The sequence below is a fragment of the Amycolatopsis sp. NPDC114484 genome (genome assembly GCF_055633755.1).
On the sequence record NZ_JBVKDQ010000001.1, the window covers coordinates 1,177,474 to 1,192,448 of the forward strand.

Sequence of the window (14,975 nt, forward strand, 5' to 3'; positions counted from 1 at the left end):
CCGGTGCCTGAGAACCCCGAAGAGACTCCCGAAACCGGCGGCCCGCAGTCCAGCGCGGAGCGACCCGAAGCAGGCCTCGAAGCGCACGGGCCCGGAGCGGCCGAACCGGTCGTCGCCGGTCGCGAGCGCAAGGGCATGTTCGGTGTCCGCGGCAGCGGGGACACCTCCGGCTACGGCGGCCTGCGGCTGCCCGCGTACAGCCCGCCGCCTGCCGAGCGTCCGTACGGCGGCTGGTTCGACGAATTCGCCGACGAGTTCATGGCGGCCTTGGCGGACAACAAGATCCCGGCCTCGGCGATCCTGCAGACCACTGTGGACCGCGGCGAGATCACCTTCTACGTCAGCCGCGAGCACCTCGTCGAGATCGCCAAGGTGCTGCGCAACGACACCGGGCTGCGGTTCGAAATGCTGCTGGCGGTGACCGGCGTCGACTACGGCGTGGACGTCCCGCAGCGGATGCACACGGTCTACGACTTCCTGTCGATGACCTACCGCCGCCGGATCCGGCTCGAAATCACCATGGACATGGACAACCTGCACGTCCCGTCCCTGGTTCCGGTCTACCCGACGGCGGACTGGCACGAGCGCGAGGCCTACGACATGTTCGGCATCGTCTTCGACGGCCACCCCGGGCTGACCCGCATCTTCATGCCGGACGACTGGGACGGCCACCCCCAGCGCAAGGACTACCCGCTCGGCGGGATCCCGGTCGAATACAAGGGCGCGGAAATCCCGCCGCCGGACCAGCGGAGGTCGTACTCGTGACTATTAACGACGAAACGACGGAAGCCGAGTACGCGGAAGTCCGGGACACCACCGAAGGCCCCGTTTACCACGTGTCCGGCGGGGACTGGGACGAAGTTCTCGGCGACGCCCAGCACGACGACCGCATGGTCATCAACATGGGCCCGCAGCACCCGTCCACGCACGGCGTGCTCCGGCTCGTGCTGGAGCTGGAAGGCGAGACGGTCACGCAGCTGCGCGCGGTCGTCGGCTACCTGCACACCGGCATCGAGAAGAGCGCGGAGTTCCGCAACTGGACCCAGGGCGTCACCTTCGTGACGCGTGCGGACTACCTCGCCCCGCTGTCGAACGAGATGGCCTACTGCCTCGCCGTCGAGAAGCTGCTGGGCATCAAGGCCCCGCCGCGCGCGGAGATCCTGCGGGTGCTTCTCCTCGAACTCAACCGGATCACCTCGCACCTGGTGTTCATCGCGACCGGCGGCATGGACCTCGGCGCCACCACCGCGATGACGCTCGGCTTCCGCGAGCGCGAAGAAGCCATGCACCTGCTGGAGTACCTGACCGGCCTGCGGATGAACCACGCGTTCATCCGGCCCGGCGGGCTCGCCCAGGACCTGCCGGAGGACTGGGCCGAGAAGGTCCTCGACTTCTGCAAGATCATGGACAAGCGGCTTCCGTTGTACGACAAGATGTTCACCGGCCAGCCGATCTGGCGCAACCGGCTCAAGGACGTCGGCGTGCTGCCGCTCGACGCGTGCCTCGAACTCGGCGTCACCGGCCCGGTGCTGCGCGCCGCGGGCCTGCCGTGGGACCTGCGCAAGACCGAGCCGTACTCGCGCTACGACGAACTCGAGTTCGACATCCCGACCTCGACCGACGCCGACAGCTGGGCGCGGTATCTGCTGCGGCTGGAGGAAATCCACCAGAGCCTGCGGATCATGAAGCAGGTCGCGAAGATGGCCGAGCCGGGTCCGGTCATGGTGGAGGACAAGAAGATCGCCTGGCCCGCGCAGCTGTCCATCGGCAGCGACGGCATGGGCAACTCGCTCGGCCACGTCAAGAAGATCATGGGCCAGTCGATGGAATCCCTGATCCACCACTTCAAGCTCGTCACCGAGGGCTTCCACGTGCCGCCGGGCCAGGTCTACGCGCCGGTCGAATCGCCGCGCGGCGAGATCGGCGCGCACCTGGTGTCCGACGGCGGCACCCGTCCGCTGCGCGTGCACCTGCGGGAGCCGAGTTTCGTGAACATGCAGGCGATGCCCGCGATGGCCGAGGGCGGCCTGGTCGCCGACCTGGTCGTCGTGATCGCCTCGATCGACCCGGTTCTGGGGGGAGTTGACCGATGACGAACCCGACTGCAGTCCCGGAGCCGGGGCCGCGCGACGCGACGAAGACGTATGCGGCCGCGGGAGCGGACACCGATGTCGCGGCGATCGCGCCCGACCCTTCGCTGGCCGAGGACCTCCTCGCCGACACGCCGGCGGTGGACGTCTTCGGCGCGGACACGCACCGCGAGGCGAAGGAAATCATCGCCCGGTACCCGATGTCGCGGTCGGCGCTGCTGCCGATGCTGCATCTCGTGCAGTCGGTGCAGGGCTACGTGAGCCAGGAAGGCATCGCCTTCTGCGCGCAGCATCTCGACCTCACCGACGCCGAGGTCAGCGCGGTCGCGACGTTCTACACCATGTACAAGCGCCGCCCGTGCGGCGAGCACCTGGTGAGCGTCTGCACCAACACGCTGTGCGCGGCGCTGGGCGGCGACGACATCTACAAGAAGCTCCAGACACACCTCGGTTCCGCGGAAAAGCCTTTGGGACACGAGGAAACCGCGGGCACGCCGGGTGAGCAAGGCTCAATCACGTTGGAGCACGCGGAATGTCTCGCCGCGTGCGACCTCGGGCCGGTGCTCCAGGTCAACTACGAGTACTTCGACAACCAGACGCCGGAGCAGGCGGTCGCGCTCGTGGACGCGTTGCAGGCAGGCAAAAAGCCCGCTCCGACGCGCGGTGCGGCGCTGACCGACTTCAAGGGCGCGGAGCGGCAGCTCGCCGGGTTCTGGCCGGAGGACGAGGCCGCTTACCGCAGCGCGGTGGACGGTCCGTCGCAGGCGGTCGAGACCTTGCGCGGGGCGCAGATCGCCGCGGACCGCGGCTGGTCCGCCCCCGGCGCGCAGGATGTTCCGCTCCCAACTCTGCCCGCTAAAGATGGGGAGAAGAAGTAATGGCCGATCCCATCACTCCGGTCCTCACGAAGCGCTGGCTGTCCCCGGAATCCTGGCGCATCGAGACGTACGAGGCGCTCGAGGGCTACACCGCGGCGCGCAAGGCGCTGGCCGCCACGCCCGAGCAGCTCGTGCAGGTGGTCAAGGACTCCGGTCTGCGCGGCCGCGGCGGCGCGGGTTTCCCGGCGGGCGTGAAGTGGTCGTTCATGCCGCCCAACGAGGACAAGCCGCACTACCTGGTGATCAACGCCGACGAGGGCGAACCCGGTACCTGCAAAGACATTCCGCTGATGATGGCGGACCCGCACTCGCTGATCGAAGGCTGCATTATCGCCTCGTACGCGATGCGGTCGCACCACTGCTTCATCTACGTCCGGGGCGAGGCGCTGCACTGCATCCGCCGGCTCAACGCGGCCGCGCGCGAGGCGTACGCGAAGGGCTACCTCGGCAAGAACATCTTCGGCAGCGGCTGGGACCTCGAGCTGACTGTGCACGCCGGGGCAGGCGCGTACATCTGCGGCGAGGAAACGGCGTTGCTGGACTCGCTCGAAGGCCGCCGCGGCCAGCCCCGGCTCAAGCCGCCGTTCCCCGCCGCCGCCGGTCTATACGCCGCGCCGACGACGGTGAACAACGTCGAGACCATCGCGAGCGCGTCGTACATCATCAACGCCGGTTCGTCCTGGTTCCGCGAGATGGGCCGCGAGAAGTCGCCCGGCCCGAAGATCTACTCGATCTCCGGCCACGTCGAGAAGCCCGGCCAGTACGAATGCCCGCTCGGCACCACGCTGCGCGAGCTGCTGGAGCTGGCCGGCGGCATGAAGGACGGCATCCCGCTCAAGTTCTGGACGCCGGGCGGTTCGTCGACACCGATGTTCACCGCCGAGCACCTCGACGTCCCGCTCGACTTCGAGGGCGCGGCCGAGGCCGGTTCGATGCTGGGCACGACCGCGGTGCAGGTCTTCAACGAGACCGTTTCGGTGCCGTGGGCGGTCATGAAGTGGACCCAGTTCTACGAGCACGAATCCTGCGGCAAGTGCACGCCGTGCCGCGAGGGAACGTACTGGCTGGCGCAGATCCTCGAGCGGATGGTCGAGGGGCACGGCACCGAAGAGGACATCGACACCCTCCTCGACGTGTGCGACAACATCTTCGGCCGCTCGTTCTGCGCGCTCGGCGACGGCGCGGTGTCGCCGATCCAGAGCGGCATCAAGTACTTCCGGGACGAGTTCCTGGCTCTGTGTGAAAGCACTAAGCGCGAGTTGGTGGGAGCGCAGGCATGACGATCGCGCCCGACAAGCCCGAGACGGCTGAGACGCCGGTTCCCGAGGGCTACGTGAAGCTGACCATCGACGGCGAAGAGGTCATCGCGCCCAAGGGCGAGCTGCTGATCCGCACCGCCGAGCGGCTCGGCACGAGCATCCCGCGGTTCTGCGACCACCCGCTGCTCGACCCGGCTGGCGCCTGCCGCCAGTGCCTGGTCGAGGTCGAAATGGGCGGCCGTCCGATGCCGAAGCCGCAGGCCTCGTGCACGATGACGGTCGCCGACGGCATGGTGGTCAAGACCCAGCTCACCTCGCCGGTCGCGGACAAGGCGCAGCAGGGCGTGATGGAGCTGCTGCTCATCAACCATCCGCTGGACTGCCCGATCTGCGACAAGGGCGGCGAGTGCCCGCTGCAGAACCAGGCTCTCGCGCACGGCCGCGCGGAATCGCGGTTCGTCGACACGAAGCGCACGTTCCCGAAGCCGCTGCCGATCTCCACTCAGGTGCTGCTCGACCGGGAACGCTGCGTGCTGTGCCAGCGCTGCACCCGGTTCTCCGACCAGGTGGCCGGCGACCCGTTCATCGCGCTGCTCGAACGCGGCGCGCACCAGCAGATCGGCACCGCGGAAACCGCCGACGTGCTGGACCTGGCCTCCCGCACCACCGGCGGCGAACCGTTCCAGAGCTACTTCTCCGGCAACGTGATCCAGATCTGCCCGGTCGGCGCGCTCACCAGCGCGGCATACCGGTTCCGGTCGCGGCCGTTCGACCTGGTGTCGGCGCCGAGCGTGTGCGAGCACTGCTCGTCCGGCTGCGCCGAGCGCACCGACTTCCGGCGCGGCAAGGTCCAGCGCAAGCTGGCCGGCGACGACCCGGAGGTGAACGAGGAATGGCTGTGCGACAAGGGCCGGTTCGCGTTCCGCTACGTGCAGGCCGGTGACCGGATCCGCCGTCCGCTCGTCCGCAACGAGAACGGCGAGCTGGAAGAAGCGTCCTGGACCGACGCGCTCCGGGCCGCCTCGGCCGGGCTGCTGAAGGCCCGCGAGGGCAAGGGCGCCGCGGTGCTCACCGGTGGACGGCTGACCGTCGAGGACGCCTACGCGTACTCGAAGTTCGCCCGGATCGCGTTGCGCACCAACGACATCGACTTCCGCGCTCGTGTGCACTCGGACGAGGAGCTGGCGTTCCTCGGCTCGACGGTCGTGGGCACCACGCCGGAAACCGGCGTGACGTTCGGCGAGCTCGAGCAGGCCCGCACGGTGCTGTGCGTGGCGTTCGAGCCCGAGGACGAAGCGCCGATCGTGTTCCTGCGGCTGCGCAAGGCGGCCCGCAAGAACCGCACCCGCGTTGTCCACTTGGGACAGTGGACGACCTCCTCGGTGCGCAAGACCTTCGGCGAACTGCTGGCCTGCGTTCCCGGCGGCGAAGCGGCCGCGGTCGACGGCATCGCGCAGCACGCGGCCGACGTCGACGCGGCGCTGAGCGGCGAGGGCGCGGTGATCCTGGTCGGCGAGCGGGCCGCGGAAATCCCCGGTCTGTTCTCCGCGCTGCTGCGGCTCACCGCTCGCACCGGAGCCCGGCTGGCGTGGATCCCGCGCCGCGCGGGCGACCGGGGCGCGCTTGAAACCGGTTGTGTGCCAACGCTTCTGCCGGGCGGTCGCGCGGTCACCGATGACGCGGCTCGCGCCGAGGTCGGAAAGCAGTGGGGCACCGAGCTTCCGGCCGAACCGGGCCGCGACGTCACCGGCATCCTCCAGGCCGCTTCAGGAGGACAGCTGGACGCGCTGGTGGTCGGCGGCGTCGACCCCGACGACCTGCCGGACCCGGACCTGGCCCGCCGCGCGCTCGACAACGTCGGGTTCGTGGTCAGCCTGGAACTGCGGGCAAGCGAGGTCACCGAACGGGCCGACGTGGTCCTGCCGATCGCCCCGGCGGTCGAGAAGTCCGGCAGCTACCTCAACTGGGAGGGCCGCCGCCGCGACTTCGCCATCACGCTGGAGGGCACCGGCTCCCTCTCCGACGGCCGGGTGCTCGACACCCTCGCCGTCGAGATGGACGCCGACCTGTTCACCCAGACCCCGGCCGCCGCGGCCGCCGACTTCGCCCGCCTGGCCAAGTCCGTGAAGGGAACCTTCACGGACTCTGATTCCCTCAGGGTTCCCCTCACGGACGCGCAGCGGCCGGGAGAGGGGCAGGCAGTGCTCGCCACCTGGCGGCAGCTGATCGACAACGGCTCGCTGCAGGACGACGAACCGCACCTCAAGGGCACCCAGCGGCCGCCGGTCGCGCGGCTTTCGGCGAAGACCGCCGAGGGCTTGGGCGGAACGGTCCGGGTGTCGAACGAGCGCGGGTCGATCACCCTGCCGGTCGAGGTCGCCGACCTGCCGGACGGCGTGGTGTGGCTGCCCGGCAACTCCGACGGCTCGGCCGTCCGCGCCGCACTCGCCGCCGGACACGGCGCGCTCGTGCAGATCTCCGGAGGTGACCAGTGAGCCCGCAGCTCACGCAGTTCCTCGCCGCGTACCCGGACGCCGCGGAACGGGCTCGGCTGATCGCCGACGACCCGTGGTGGCTCGTCCTGATCAAGGCGGTCGTGGTCCTGCTGATCGGGCCGGTCCTGACGATCTTCCTGATCGTGTGGGAGCGCAAGGCGATCGGCCGGATGCAGAACCGGCCCGGCCCGAACCGGGTCGGCCCCGGCGGCTACCTGCAGTCGCTCGCCGACGCGATCAAGCTCCCGTTCAAGGAGCAGATCATCCCGGACACCGCCGACCGCAAGGTGTACTTCCTCGCGCCGGTGCTGTCCGCGGTCCCCGCGCTGATCGCGCTGTCGGCCATCCCGTTCGGCCCGGTCGTCTCGATCTTCGGGCACCGGACGGTGCTGCAGCTGATGGACCTCCCGGTCGGCGTGCTGGTGATCCTCGCCTGCTCGTCGGTCGGCGTGTACGGCATCGTGCTGGCGGGCTGGGCCTCCGGTTCGCCGTACCCGCTCTTCGGCGGCATGCGCTCGGCGGCGCAGGTGATCTCGTACGAGATCGCGATGGGCCTCTCGATCGTCGCGGTGATCCTGTACTCCGGGTCGCTGCAGACGTCGGAGATCGTGCAGGCGCAGACGCACGGCTGGTACTTCTACATGCTCATCCCGAGCTTCGTGATCTACGTGATCTCGATGGTCGGCGAGACGAACCGCGCGCCGTTCGACCTCCCGGAGGCCGAATCCGAGCTGGTCGGCGGGTTCCACACTGAGTACAGCTCGATGAAGTTCGCGATGTTCTTCCTCGCCGAGTACGTCAACATGGTGATCGTCTCGGCGTTCTGCACCACGCTGTTCCTCGGCGGCTGGCGGTTCCCGTTCGTCGGCGACGATTCGCCGCTGAACCAGAACTGGTGGCCGATCCTCTGGTTCTTCGCCAAGACCTTCCTCCTGCTGTTCGGGTTCATCTGGCTGCGCGGCACGCTGCCGCGGCTGCGGTACGACCAGTTCATGCGGCTGGGCTGGAAGGTCCTGGTCCCGGTCAACCTGGTGTGGATCGTGGTCGTGGTCGCGATCAAGACGATCCAGTGGAGCTGGCCGCAGATCCTCGTCGGCGTCGGCATCGTGCTGGTGGTGCTCGTGCTGCTGAGCCTCGCGCTGCCGGACAAGAAGCTGCCCGAATCGGACTACGTGGACCTGGCCGGAAGCGGCTACCCGCTGCCGCCGCTGGACCTGCGGGTCCCGGACGCGACGCCGCGGCAGAAGGCGCTGGCCAAGGCGGAGGCGAAGGCCGCGCGGCGCAAGCCGGCCGGCGTCGCCGCGGCGGCCGCACAGGAAGGAACAGACGATGGCGGCAACTGACTTCCTCAATCCCATCAAGGGATTCGGCGTCACCTTCGGGATGATGTTCAAGAAGGTCGCGACCGAGGAGTACCCCGAGGCGGGCGCCCCGGCCGCGCCGCGCTACCACGGCCGCCACCAGCTCAACCGGCATCCGGACGGGCTGGAGAAGTGCGTCGGCTGCGAGCTGTGCGCGTGGGCGTGCCCGGCGGACGCGATCTTCGTCGAGGGCGGCAACAACACCGACGAAGAGCGGTACTCGCCGGGCGAGCGGTACGGCGCGGACTACCAGATCAACTACCTGCGCTGCATCGGCTGCGGCCTGTGCATCGAGGCGTGCCCGACCCGGTCGCTCACCATGACCAACTTCTACGAGATGGCCGACGACGACCGGCAGCGGCTCATCTACACCAAGGAAGACCTGCTCGCCCCGCTGCTGCCGGGCATGGAGCAGCCGCCGCACCCGATGCGGCTCGGCGACAACGAGCAGGACTACTACGTGAACGGTCCTGAGCTGGCCGCGAACGCGCAGCAGCAGGAGGCGAAGAAGTGATCGCCGCCCTTCTCGCGCAGGCCCCGGCGTCCGGTGTCGACGCGTCCGTGACGACCGGCGAGGCCATCGCGTTCTGGATCCTCGGCCCGCTTTCGCTGCTGGGCGCGCTCGGGATGATCTTCTCCCGCAACGCCGTGCACTCGGCGCTGTGGCTGGTGCTCACGATGCTGACGCTGGGCGCGCTGTACATGACGCAGTCCGCGCCGTTCCTCGGGTTCACCCAGATCATCGTCTACACCGGCGCGATCATGATGCTGTTCCTGTTCGTGCTGATGCTGGTCGGCCGGGACAGCTCGGACTCGGTGGTCGAAGTCCTTCGCGGGCAACGGCTCGCCGCGTCGGTGCTCGGCATCGGGCTCGCCGCCTTGATCGCCGCGGGCGTGTTCCGCGCGATGGTGAACGTGACGCCGGCCAAGCCGCTCGACCCGTACCAGCAGACCGGCGGCGGCCCCGGCGGTCTCGGGCGGCTGATCTTCACCCAGTACCTGTTCCCGTTCGAGCTCACCTCGGCATTGCTGATCACCGCCGCGCTCGGCGCGATGGTGCTGGCCTTCACCGGCCGCAGCGGCAAGAGCAAGCTCTCCCAGCGCGAACTGGTCAAGATGCGCTTCCGCGGCGAGCACGACCGCCCGTCGCCGCTGCCCGGTCCCGGCGTGTTCGCCACCGCCAGCTCGGTCTCGACCCCGGCGCTGCTGCCGGACGGTTCGGTCGCACCGGAGTCGCTGTCGGAGATCATCGAGGCCACCTCGGCGATCCGGCTCATGCGCGAGCGCAAGCTCATCGCGGACGAGGGCCCCAAGCCCGACGCGCACGCACTGGTCGGCGGCGCCGAAAAGGCCGAGCCGGCCGAGGAAGAAGAAGGGGACGGAAAGTGACCCCGAGCTACTACCTGCTGCTGTCCGCGCTGCTGTTCTGCATCGGCGCGGTGGGCGTGCTGGTCCGCCGCAACGCGATCGTCGTGTTCATGTGCATCGAGCTGATGCTGAACGCGGTGAACCTGACCCTGGTCACCTTCGCCCGCATCAACGGCGGGCTGCACGGCCAGGTGATGGCGTTCTTCGTGATGGTGGTCGCGGCCGCCGAGGTCGTGGTGGGGCTGGCGATCATCATGGCGATCTTCCGCACCCGCCGCTCGGCCTCGGTCGACGACACGAACCTGCTGAAGTACTGAGGGAGACGACCGAGTGACCGCATCATCGTGGCTGCTGGTGGCCCTTCCCGCCCTCGGCGCCCTGGTTCTGCTGCTATCCGGAAAACGCGCGAAGGCGTGGGGGCACCTGCTCGGCTGTGCCACCGTCACGCTCGCCTTCGTGTACGCCGTGATCCTGTTCTTCTCCACCGACAGCCACTCGGTCACCGACACCAAGATCTACTCCTGGATCCCGGTGACCCAGCTGCAAGTGGACTTCGGGCTGCGCATCGACGCGTTGTCGCTGACGTTCGTGCTGCTGATCACCGGCGTCGGCATGCTGATCCACTTCTATTCGATCGGCTACATGGCCGACGACGAGGGCCGGTACCGGTTTTTCGCGTACCTGAACCTGTTCGTCGCCTCGATGCTGATCCTGGTGCTGGGCAACAGCTTCGTGACGCTGTACCTCGGCTGGGAGGGCGTGGGTCTCGCCTCGTACCTGCTGATCGGCTGGTATCAGAACCGCCCGTCCGCGGCGACCGCGGCGAAGAAGGCGTTCCTGATGAACCGCGTCGGCGACGTCGGGCTCGCGCTGGCGATCTTCCTGATGTTCTCCTACGTCGGGTCGACCGGTTACGCGCAGGTCTTCGAGGGCGTCGCGCAGGGCAAGATCCCGCCGGGCGCGATCACCGCCATCGCGATCCTGCTGCTGCTGGGCGCCTGCGGTAAGTCCGGTCAGTTCCCGCTGCAGGCGTGGCTGCCGGACGCGATGGAGGGCCCGACCCCGGTGTCGGCGCTCATCCACGCGGCAACGATGGTCACCGCGGGCGTGTACCTGGTGGCCCGTTCCAACGTCATCTTCACCGCGACGCCGGACGGACGGCTGGTCGTCACTCTGGTCGGCGCGGTCACGCTGCTGCTCGGGTGCGTCGTCGGCTGTGCCTACGACGACATCAAGAAGGTGCTCGCGTATTCGACGGTCAGCCAGATCGGCTACATGATGCTGGCGGTCGGCCTCGGGCCGGGCATTTACGCGCTCGGCATCATGCACCTGGTGGCACACGGCTTCTTCAAGGCCGGGCTGTTCCTCGGGGCAGGTTCGGTCATGCACGGCATGAACGACGAGGTCGACATGCGCAAGTTCGGCGGCCTGGCCAAGAAGATGCCGATCACCTTCGTCACCTTCGGCCTCGGCTACCTGGCGATCATCGGCTTCCCGTTCCTCACCGGGTACTACACGAAGGACGCGATCATCGAGGCGGCGTTCGGCCAGGAAGGCTGGCGCGGCTGGGCTTTCGGCCTCGCGACGGTGATCGGCGCCGGGCTGACCGCGTTCTACATGACGCGGCTGATGATGATGACCTTCTTCGGCAAGCAACGCTGGAAGGACATCAAGTCTTCGGACGGACGCGACTTCCACCCGCACGAATCGAAGCCGATCATGTGGGTCCCGATGGCGATCCTGGCGGTCGGTTCCGTCGGCGCGGGCGCGTTCTTCGCGCTGGGCAACCGGTTCGTGAACTGGCTGGCCCCGGTGGTCGGCGAGCACGCGGAGGCCGAGCACACCCCGATTCCTTCGTGGACGGTCCCGGTGCTCACGCTGGTGCTGGCCGCGCTCGGCGTGCTGCTGGCGGTCTGGCTGTTCCGCCCCTCGCGCGACGTTCCGGTCGAGCGGCCGGAGCGGGTGGCCTGGCCGGTCCGCGCGGCGCGCAAGGACCTGTACGGCAACGCGCTCAACGAAACCCTGGTCGCCCGTCCGGGCACCTGGCTGGCGCGGGCGCTGGTGTACGTGGACAACCGCGGCGTCGACGGCGCGGTGAACGGCCTCGCCGCGGCACTCGGCGGCGGGTCCGGGCGGCTGCGCCGGACGCAGACCGGATTCGTGCGGTCGTACGCACTGTCCATGCTCGGCGGCACGTTCCTGCTTCTCGCGGCCCTTCTGCTGGTGAGGTTCTCCTGACATGACTTGGCTTCTGGCGCTCATCCTGCTGCCGCTGGCCGGCTCGCTGGTGCTGGCGTTCCTCAAGGGGAACGACCGGGCCGCGGTCGCCACGGCGCTCGCCGTGTCCATTGTGGAGTTCCTGCTGGTCATCCCGTTCTGGGCGAGCTACTCGCCCTCGGGTGCGCGCATCCAGCAGGCGACCACAATGGACTGGATCCCGAACTTCGGCATCCACATCTCGTTCGGCACCGACGGCATCTCGCTCATCATGATCGCGGTGATCGCGCTGCTGGTGCCGATCGTCGTGGGCGCGCTCGGGCTCACCGACAAACTGCCCGCGGGCCGCAGCGCGGGCGGGTTCCTGTCGCTGATCCTGCTGCAGGAGGCGATCACGATCGGCGTCTTCGCGGCGACCGACGTGTTCCTCTTCTACGTGCTGTTCGAGATCATGCTGATCCCGATGTACTTCCTGATCGGCGGCTACGGCGGCGCGAACCGGCAGTACGCGGCGGTGAAGTTCTTCCTGTACTCGTTCCTCGGCGGCCTGATCATGCTGGCCTCGGCGATCGGGGCGTACTCGCTGGCCTCGAACAAGCTCGGCAAGGGCACCTTCGACTGGGCCACGCTGGTCACGGTGGTGCGCGACGCGCCGACCGGCACGCAGATCTGGCTGTTCCTCGGCTTCTTCCTCGCGTTCGCGATCAAGGCTCCGCTGGTCCCGTTCCACACCTGGCTGCCGGACGCCGCCGGCCAGGCCCCGATCGGCGTCGCGGTGCTGCTGGTCGGCGTGCTGGACAAGGTCGGCACGTTCGGGTTCCTGCGGTACTGCCTGCCGATGTTCCCGGAGGGGAGCAAGGCGCTCGCGCCGCTGGTGCTGATCCTGTCGGTGATCGGCGTGCTGTACGGCTCGATCCTCGCGGCCGGGCAGCGGGACATGAAGCGGTTCATCGCCTACGTGTCGATCGCCCACTTCGGATTCATCGCGCTGGGCATCTTCACCTTCAACGAGCAGGCGATGGTCGGCTCGGTGTCGTACATGCTGAACCACAGCCTGTCGACCGGGATGCTGATCGTCGTGATCGGCCTGATCGTGATGCGCGGCGGGTCGAGCCGGATCTCGGACTACGGCGGCATGGCGAAGGTGACGCCGCTGCTCGGCGGAATGCTGTTGCTGGCCGGGCTCTCCGCGCTGTCGCTGCCGGGAACAAACTCGTTCGTCAGCGAGTTCCTCGTGCTGCTGGGGTCCTATGTGGACCAGCCGGTGTACACGATCCTCGCGACCGTGGGCATGGTGCTCGCCGCGGCTTACGTGCTGTGGCTGTACCAGCGGATCATGCAGGGTCCGGTTCGCGGCGACGCTCTCGTGGGCGTCGGCGGCGGGCCGGGCACCGCGATCGCGCCGGAACTCGGCGCTCGCAAGGCCATTACCGACCTGGGCAAACGCGAGATCGCGATCCTCGCGCCCATGGTCATCCTGATCATCGGACTGGGTTTCTACCCCAAGCCGATGCTCGACACGATCACCCCGTCGGTGCAGGCGACGCTGTCTGCCGTGCAGGGAGGCAAGTAAACCGTGCTCGACATGTTCCTGGCGCAAGCGCCGGCAGCGCCACTGGAAGTGCCTTCGGTCGATTACGCGGCCGTGCTGCCGATGCTGATCGTCTTCGGCGTCGCGTGCATCGGCGTGCTGGTGGAAGCGTTCGCGCCGAAGGCGACGCGATGGGGGATCCAGGTCACGATCTCCCTCGTCGCGATCATCGCCGCAGGGGTTTCGCTGATCCTGTACGCGACCGGTGCTTCTGCTTCGAAGGCCGGTACGACGACGTTCTCCGGCTCGATCTCGGTGGACCGGCCGTCGCTGTTCCTGTGGGGCACGTTGCTGCTGCTCGGCCTCGGCGCGGTGTTCCTCATCGCGGACCGCAAGGTCGAGCCGGGCGGCGCGTTCGTGGCTCAGGCGGCGATTCGGCCGGGGACCGTGCAGGATCGGGCGCAGGCCAGTGCTGCGACTACGTCGCAGACCGAGGTGTTTCCGCTGACGCTCTTCGCGCTCGGCGGGATGATGACGTTCTGCGCGGCGAATGATCTGTTGACGATGTTCATCGCGCTGGAAGTGCTTTCGCTGCCGCTGTATCTGATGTGCGGCTTGGCGCGGCGGCGTCGGCTGATCTCGCAGGAAGCCGCGGTCAAGTACTTCCTGTTGGGGGCGTTCTCGTCGGCGTTCTTCCTGTACGGGCTGGCGTTGCTGTACGGCTACGCGGACTCGGTGAAGCTGGCTGACATCGCGCACGCGGCGGCTGGGTCGGATCGGTCGGACACGTTGTTGTTCGCCGGTCTGGGTCTTCTTGTGGTCGGGCTGCTGTTCAAGGGGTCGGTGGGGCCGTTCCACACCTGGACGCCGGATGTCTATCAGGGGGCGCCTACTCCGGTTACCGGGTTTATGGCTGCCTGTACGAAGGTCGCCGCGTTCGGGGCCATCCTGCGCGTGCTCAGTGTCGGGTTTTCCTCGACTAGCTGGGAATGGCGCGGGGTCATGTGGGCGGTGGCGATTATTTCGATGGCGCTCGGGGCGATTCTTGGGCTGACGCAGACTGATGTTAAGCGGATGATCGCTTACTCGTCGGTGGCGCATGCTGGGTTCTTGCTCGTCGGCGCTATTGCGATGACTGAGGACGGGTTGTCCAGCACGTTGTTCTATCTGCTGGCTTATGGGTTTACTACGTTGGCGGCGTTTGGCGTGGTTTCGCTGGTTCGGGATTCCAGTGGGGAGGCTACTCATCTTTCCGCTTGGGCTGGGTTGGCTAAGCGGTCGCCGTTGTTGGCTGGGGTGTTTACGTTCTTGCTGCTGGCGTTGGCGGGGATTCCGTTGACTAGCGGGTTTGTCGGGAAGTTCGTGGTGTTCTCGGCGGCGTTGTCGGATGGGATGGCGCCGTTGGTGGTTATCGCGTTGGTGTTCAGTGCGGTGGCTGCGTTCTTTTATTTGCGGGTTATTGTGTTGATGTACTTCTCGGAGCCTGCTGCTGATGGGCCTACGGTGAGTGTGCCGGGTGGGTTTACTACTGCGGCTATCGCGTTGGGTGTCGTGGTTACGTTGGTGCTCGGGGTGTTGCCTGCCTTTGCGTTGGATTGGGCTGGGGCTGGGGGGTTTGCTTCCTGAGTCTGGGGTGTGGGGCTCGTCGCCTGGCGGCGACATTGCGCCCCGGTGGTTGCGTGGGGCACCCCGAAGCTGATTGTGACGACGGACGGCGGGTGCTTGTCAAGGCGGGAAAGATGCCTTGACAAGCACCCGCCGTCCGCGTTTTTGGCT

At 67.9% G+C, this 14,975-nt stretch carries 12 protein-coding genes; all 12 read left to right on the forward strand.

Going from position 1 to position 14,975, the window contains the following annotated elements:
• Positions 1-3 precede the first annotated feature (3 nt).
• Genes ACZ7SW_RS05755 through nuoN form a run of 12 tightly spaced genes read left to right on the forward strand, consistent with a single transcriptional unit; the run spans position 4 to position 14,825 of the window.
• A complete protein-coding gene (locus tag ACZ7SW_RS05755; RefSeq protein WP_470229200.1) occupies positions 4-765 on the forward strand; it encodes an NADH-quinone oxidoreductase subunit C in 762 nt (253 codons plus the stop codon).
• Positions 762-2,093 carry an NADH-quinone oxidoreductase subunit D gene (locus ACZ7SW_RS05760; protein ID WP_370932291.1) on the forward strand — a complete coding sequence of 444 codons (1,332 nt, stop codon included), beginning with the start codon at positions 762-764 and terminating at the stop codon, positions 2,091-2,093. Before ACZ7SW_RS05755 ends, ACZ7SW_RS05760 begins: the two co-directional genes overlap by 4 nt.
• Positions 2,090-2,968 carry an NADH-quinone oxidoreductase subunit NuoE gene (gene nuoE, locus ACZ7SW_RS05765; RefSeq protein ID WP_470229201.1) on the forward strand — a complete coding sequence of 293 codons (879 nt, stop codon included), beginning with the start codon at positions 2,090-2,092 and terminating at the stop codon, positions 2,966-2,968. The genes ACZ7SW_RS05760 and nuoE overlap by 4 nt, the downstream gene beginning before the upstream one ends.
• The gene (gene nuoF / locus ACZ7SW_RS05770) at positions 2,968-4,248 is read left to right on the forward strand and encodes an NADH-quinone oxidoreductase subunit NuoF (protein ID WP_470229202.1); all 1,281 of its coding nucleotides are present in this window, start codon (positions 2,968-2,970) and stop codon (positions 4,246-4,248) included. Before nuoE ends, nuoF begins: the two co-directional genes overlap by 1 nt.
• On the forward strand, positions 4,245-6,722 hold the full coding sequence (locus ACZ7SW_RS05775) for an NADH-quinone oxidoreductase subunit G (RefSeq protein ID WP_470229203.1): 2,478 nt from the start codon (positions 4,245-4,247) through the stop codon (positions 6,720-6,722). Before nuoF ends, ACZ7SW_RS05775 begins: the two co-directional genes overlap by 4 nt.
• Positions 6,719-8,065, forward strand: a complete 1,347-nt coding sequence (gene nuoH, locus ACZ7SW_RS05780; protein WP_470229204.1) for an NADH-quinone oxidoreductase subunit NuoH — start codon at positions 6,719-6,721, stop codon at positions 8,063-8,065. The genes ACZ7SW_RS05775 and nuoH overlap by 4 nt, the downstream gene beginning before the upstream one ends.
• Entirely contained in the window at positions 8,052-8,597 is a 546-nt protein-coding gene (gene nuoI / locus ACZ7SW_RS05785; RefSeq protein ID WP_470229205.1) for an NADH-quinone oxidoreductase subunit NuoI, read from the forward strand. Before nuoH ends, nuoI begins: the two co-directional genes overlap by 14 nt.
• A complete protein-coding gene (locus ACZ7SW_RS05790; RefSeq protein WP_470229206.1) occupies positions 8,594-9,472 on the forward strand; it encodes an NADH-quinone oxidoreductase subunit J in 879 nt (292 codons plus the stop codon). The genes nuoI and ACZ7SW_RS05790 overlap by 4 nt, the downstream gene beginning before the upstream one ends.
• Entirely contained in the window at positions 9,469-9,768 is a 300-nt protein-coding gene (gene nuoK, locus ACZ7SW_RS05795) for an NADH-quinone oxidoreductase subunit NuoK (protein ID WP_033291119.1), read from the forward strand. Before ACZ7SW_RS05790 ends, nuoK begins: the two co-directional genes overlap by 4 nt.
• Positions 9,769-9,781: 13 nt before the next feature.
• Entirely contained in the window at positions 9,782-11,689 is a 1,908-nt protein-coding gene (nuoL, locus tag ACZ7SW_RS05800; protein ID WP_470229207.1) for an NADH-quinone oxidoreductase subunit L, read from the forward strand.
• 1 nt (position 11,690) lies between these two features.
• A complete protein-coding gene (locus ACZ7SW_RS05805; protein WP_470229208.1) occupies positions 11,691-13,241 on the forward strand; it encodes an NADH-quinone oxidoreductase subunit M in 1,551 nt (516 codons plus the stop codon).
• A gap of 12 nt (positions 13,242-13,253) precedes the next feature.
• Positions 13,254-14,825, forward strand: a complete 1,572-nt coding sequence (gene nuoN / locus ACZ7SW_RS05810; protein WP_470229254.1) for an NADH-quinone oxidoreductase subunit NuoN — start codon at positions 13,254-13,256, stop codon at positions 14,823-14,825.
• Positions 14,826-14,975: the final 150 nt, after the last annotated feature.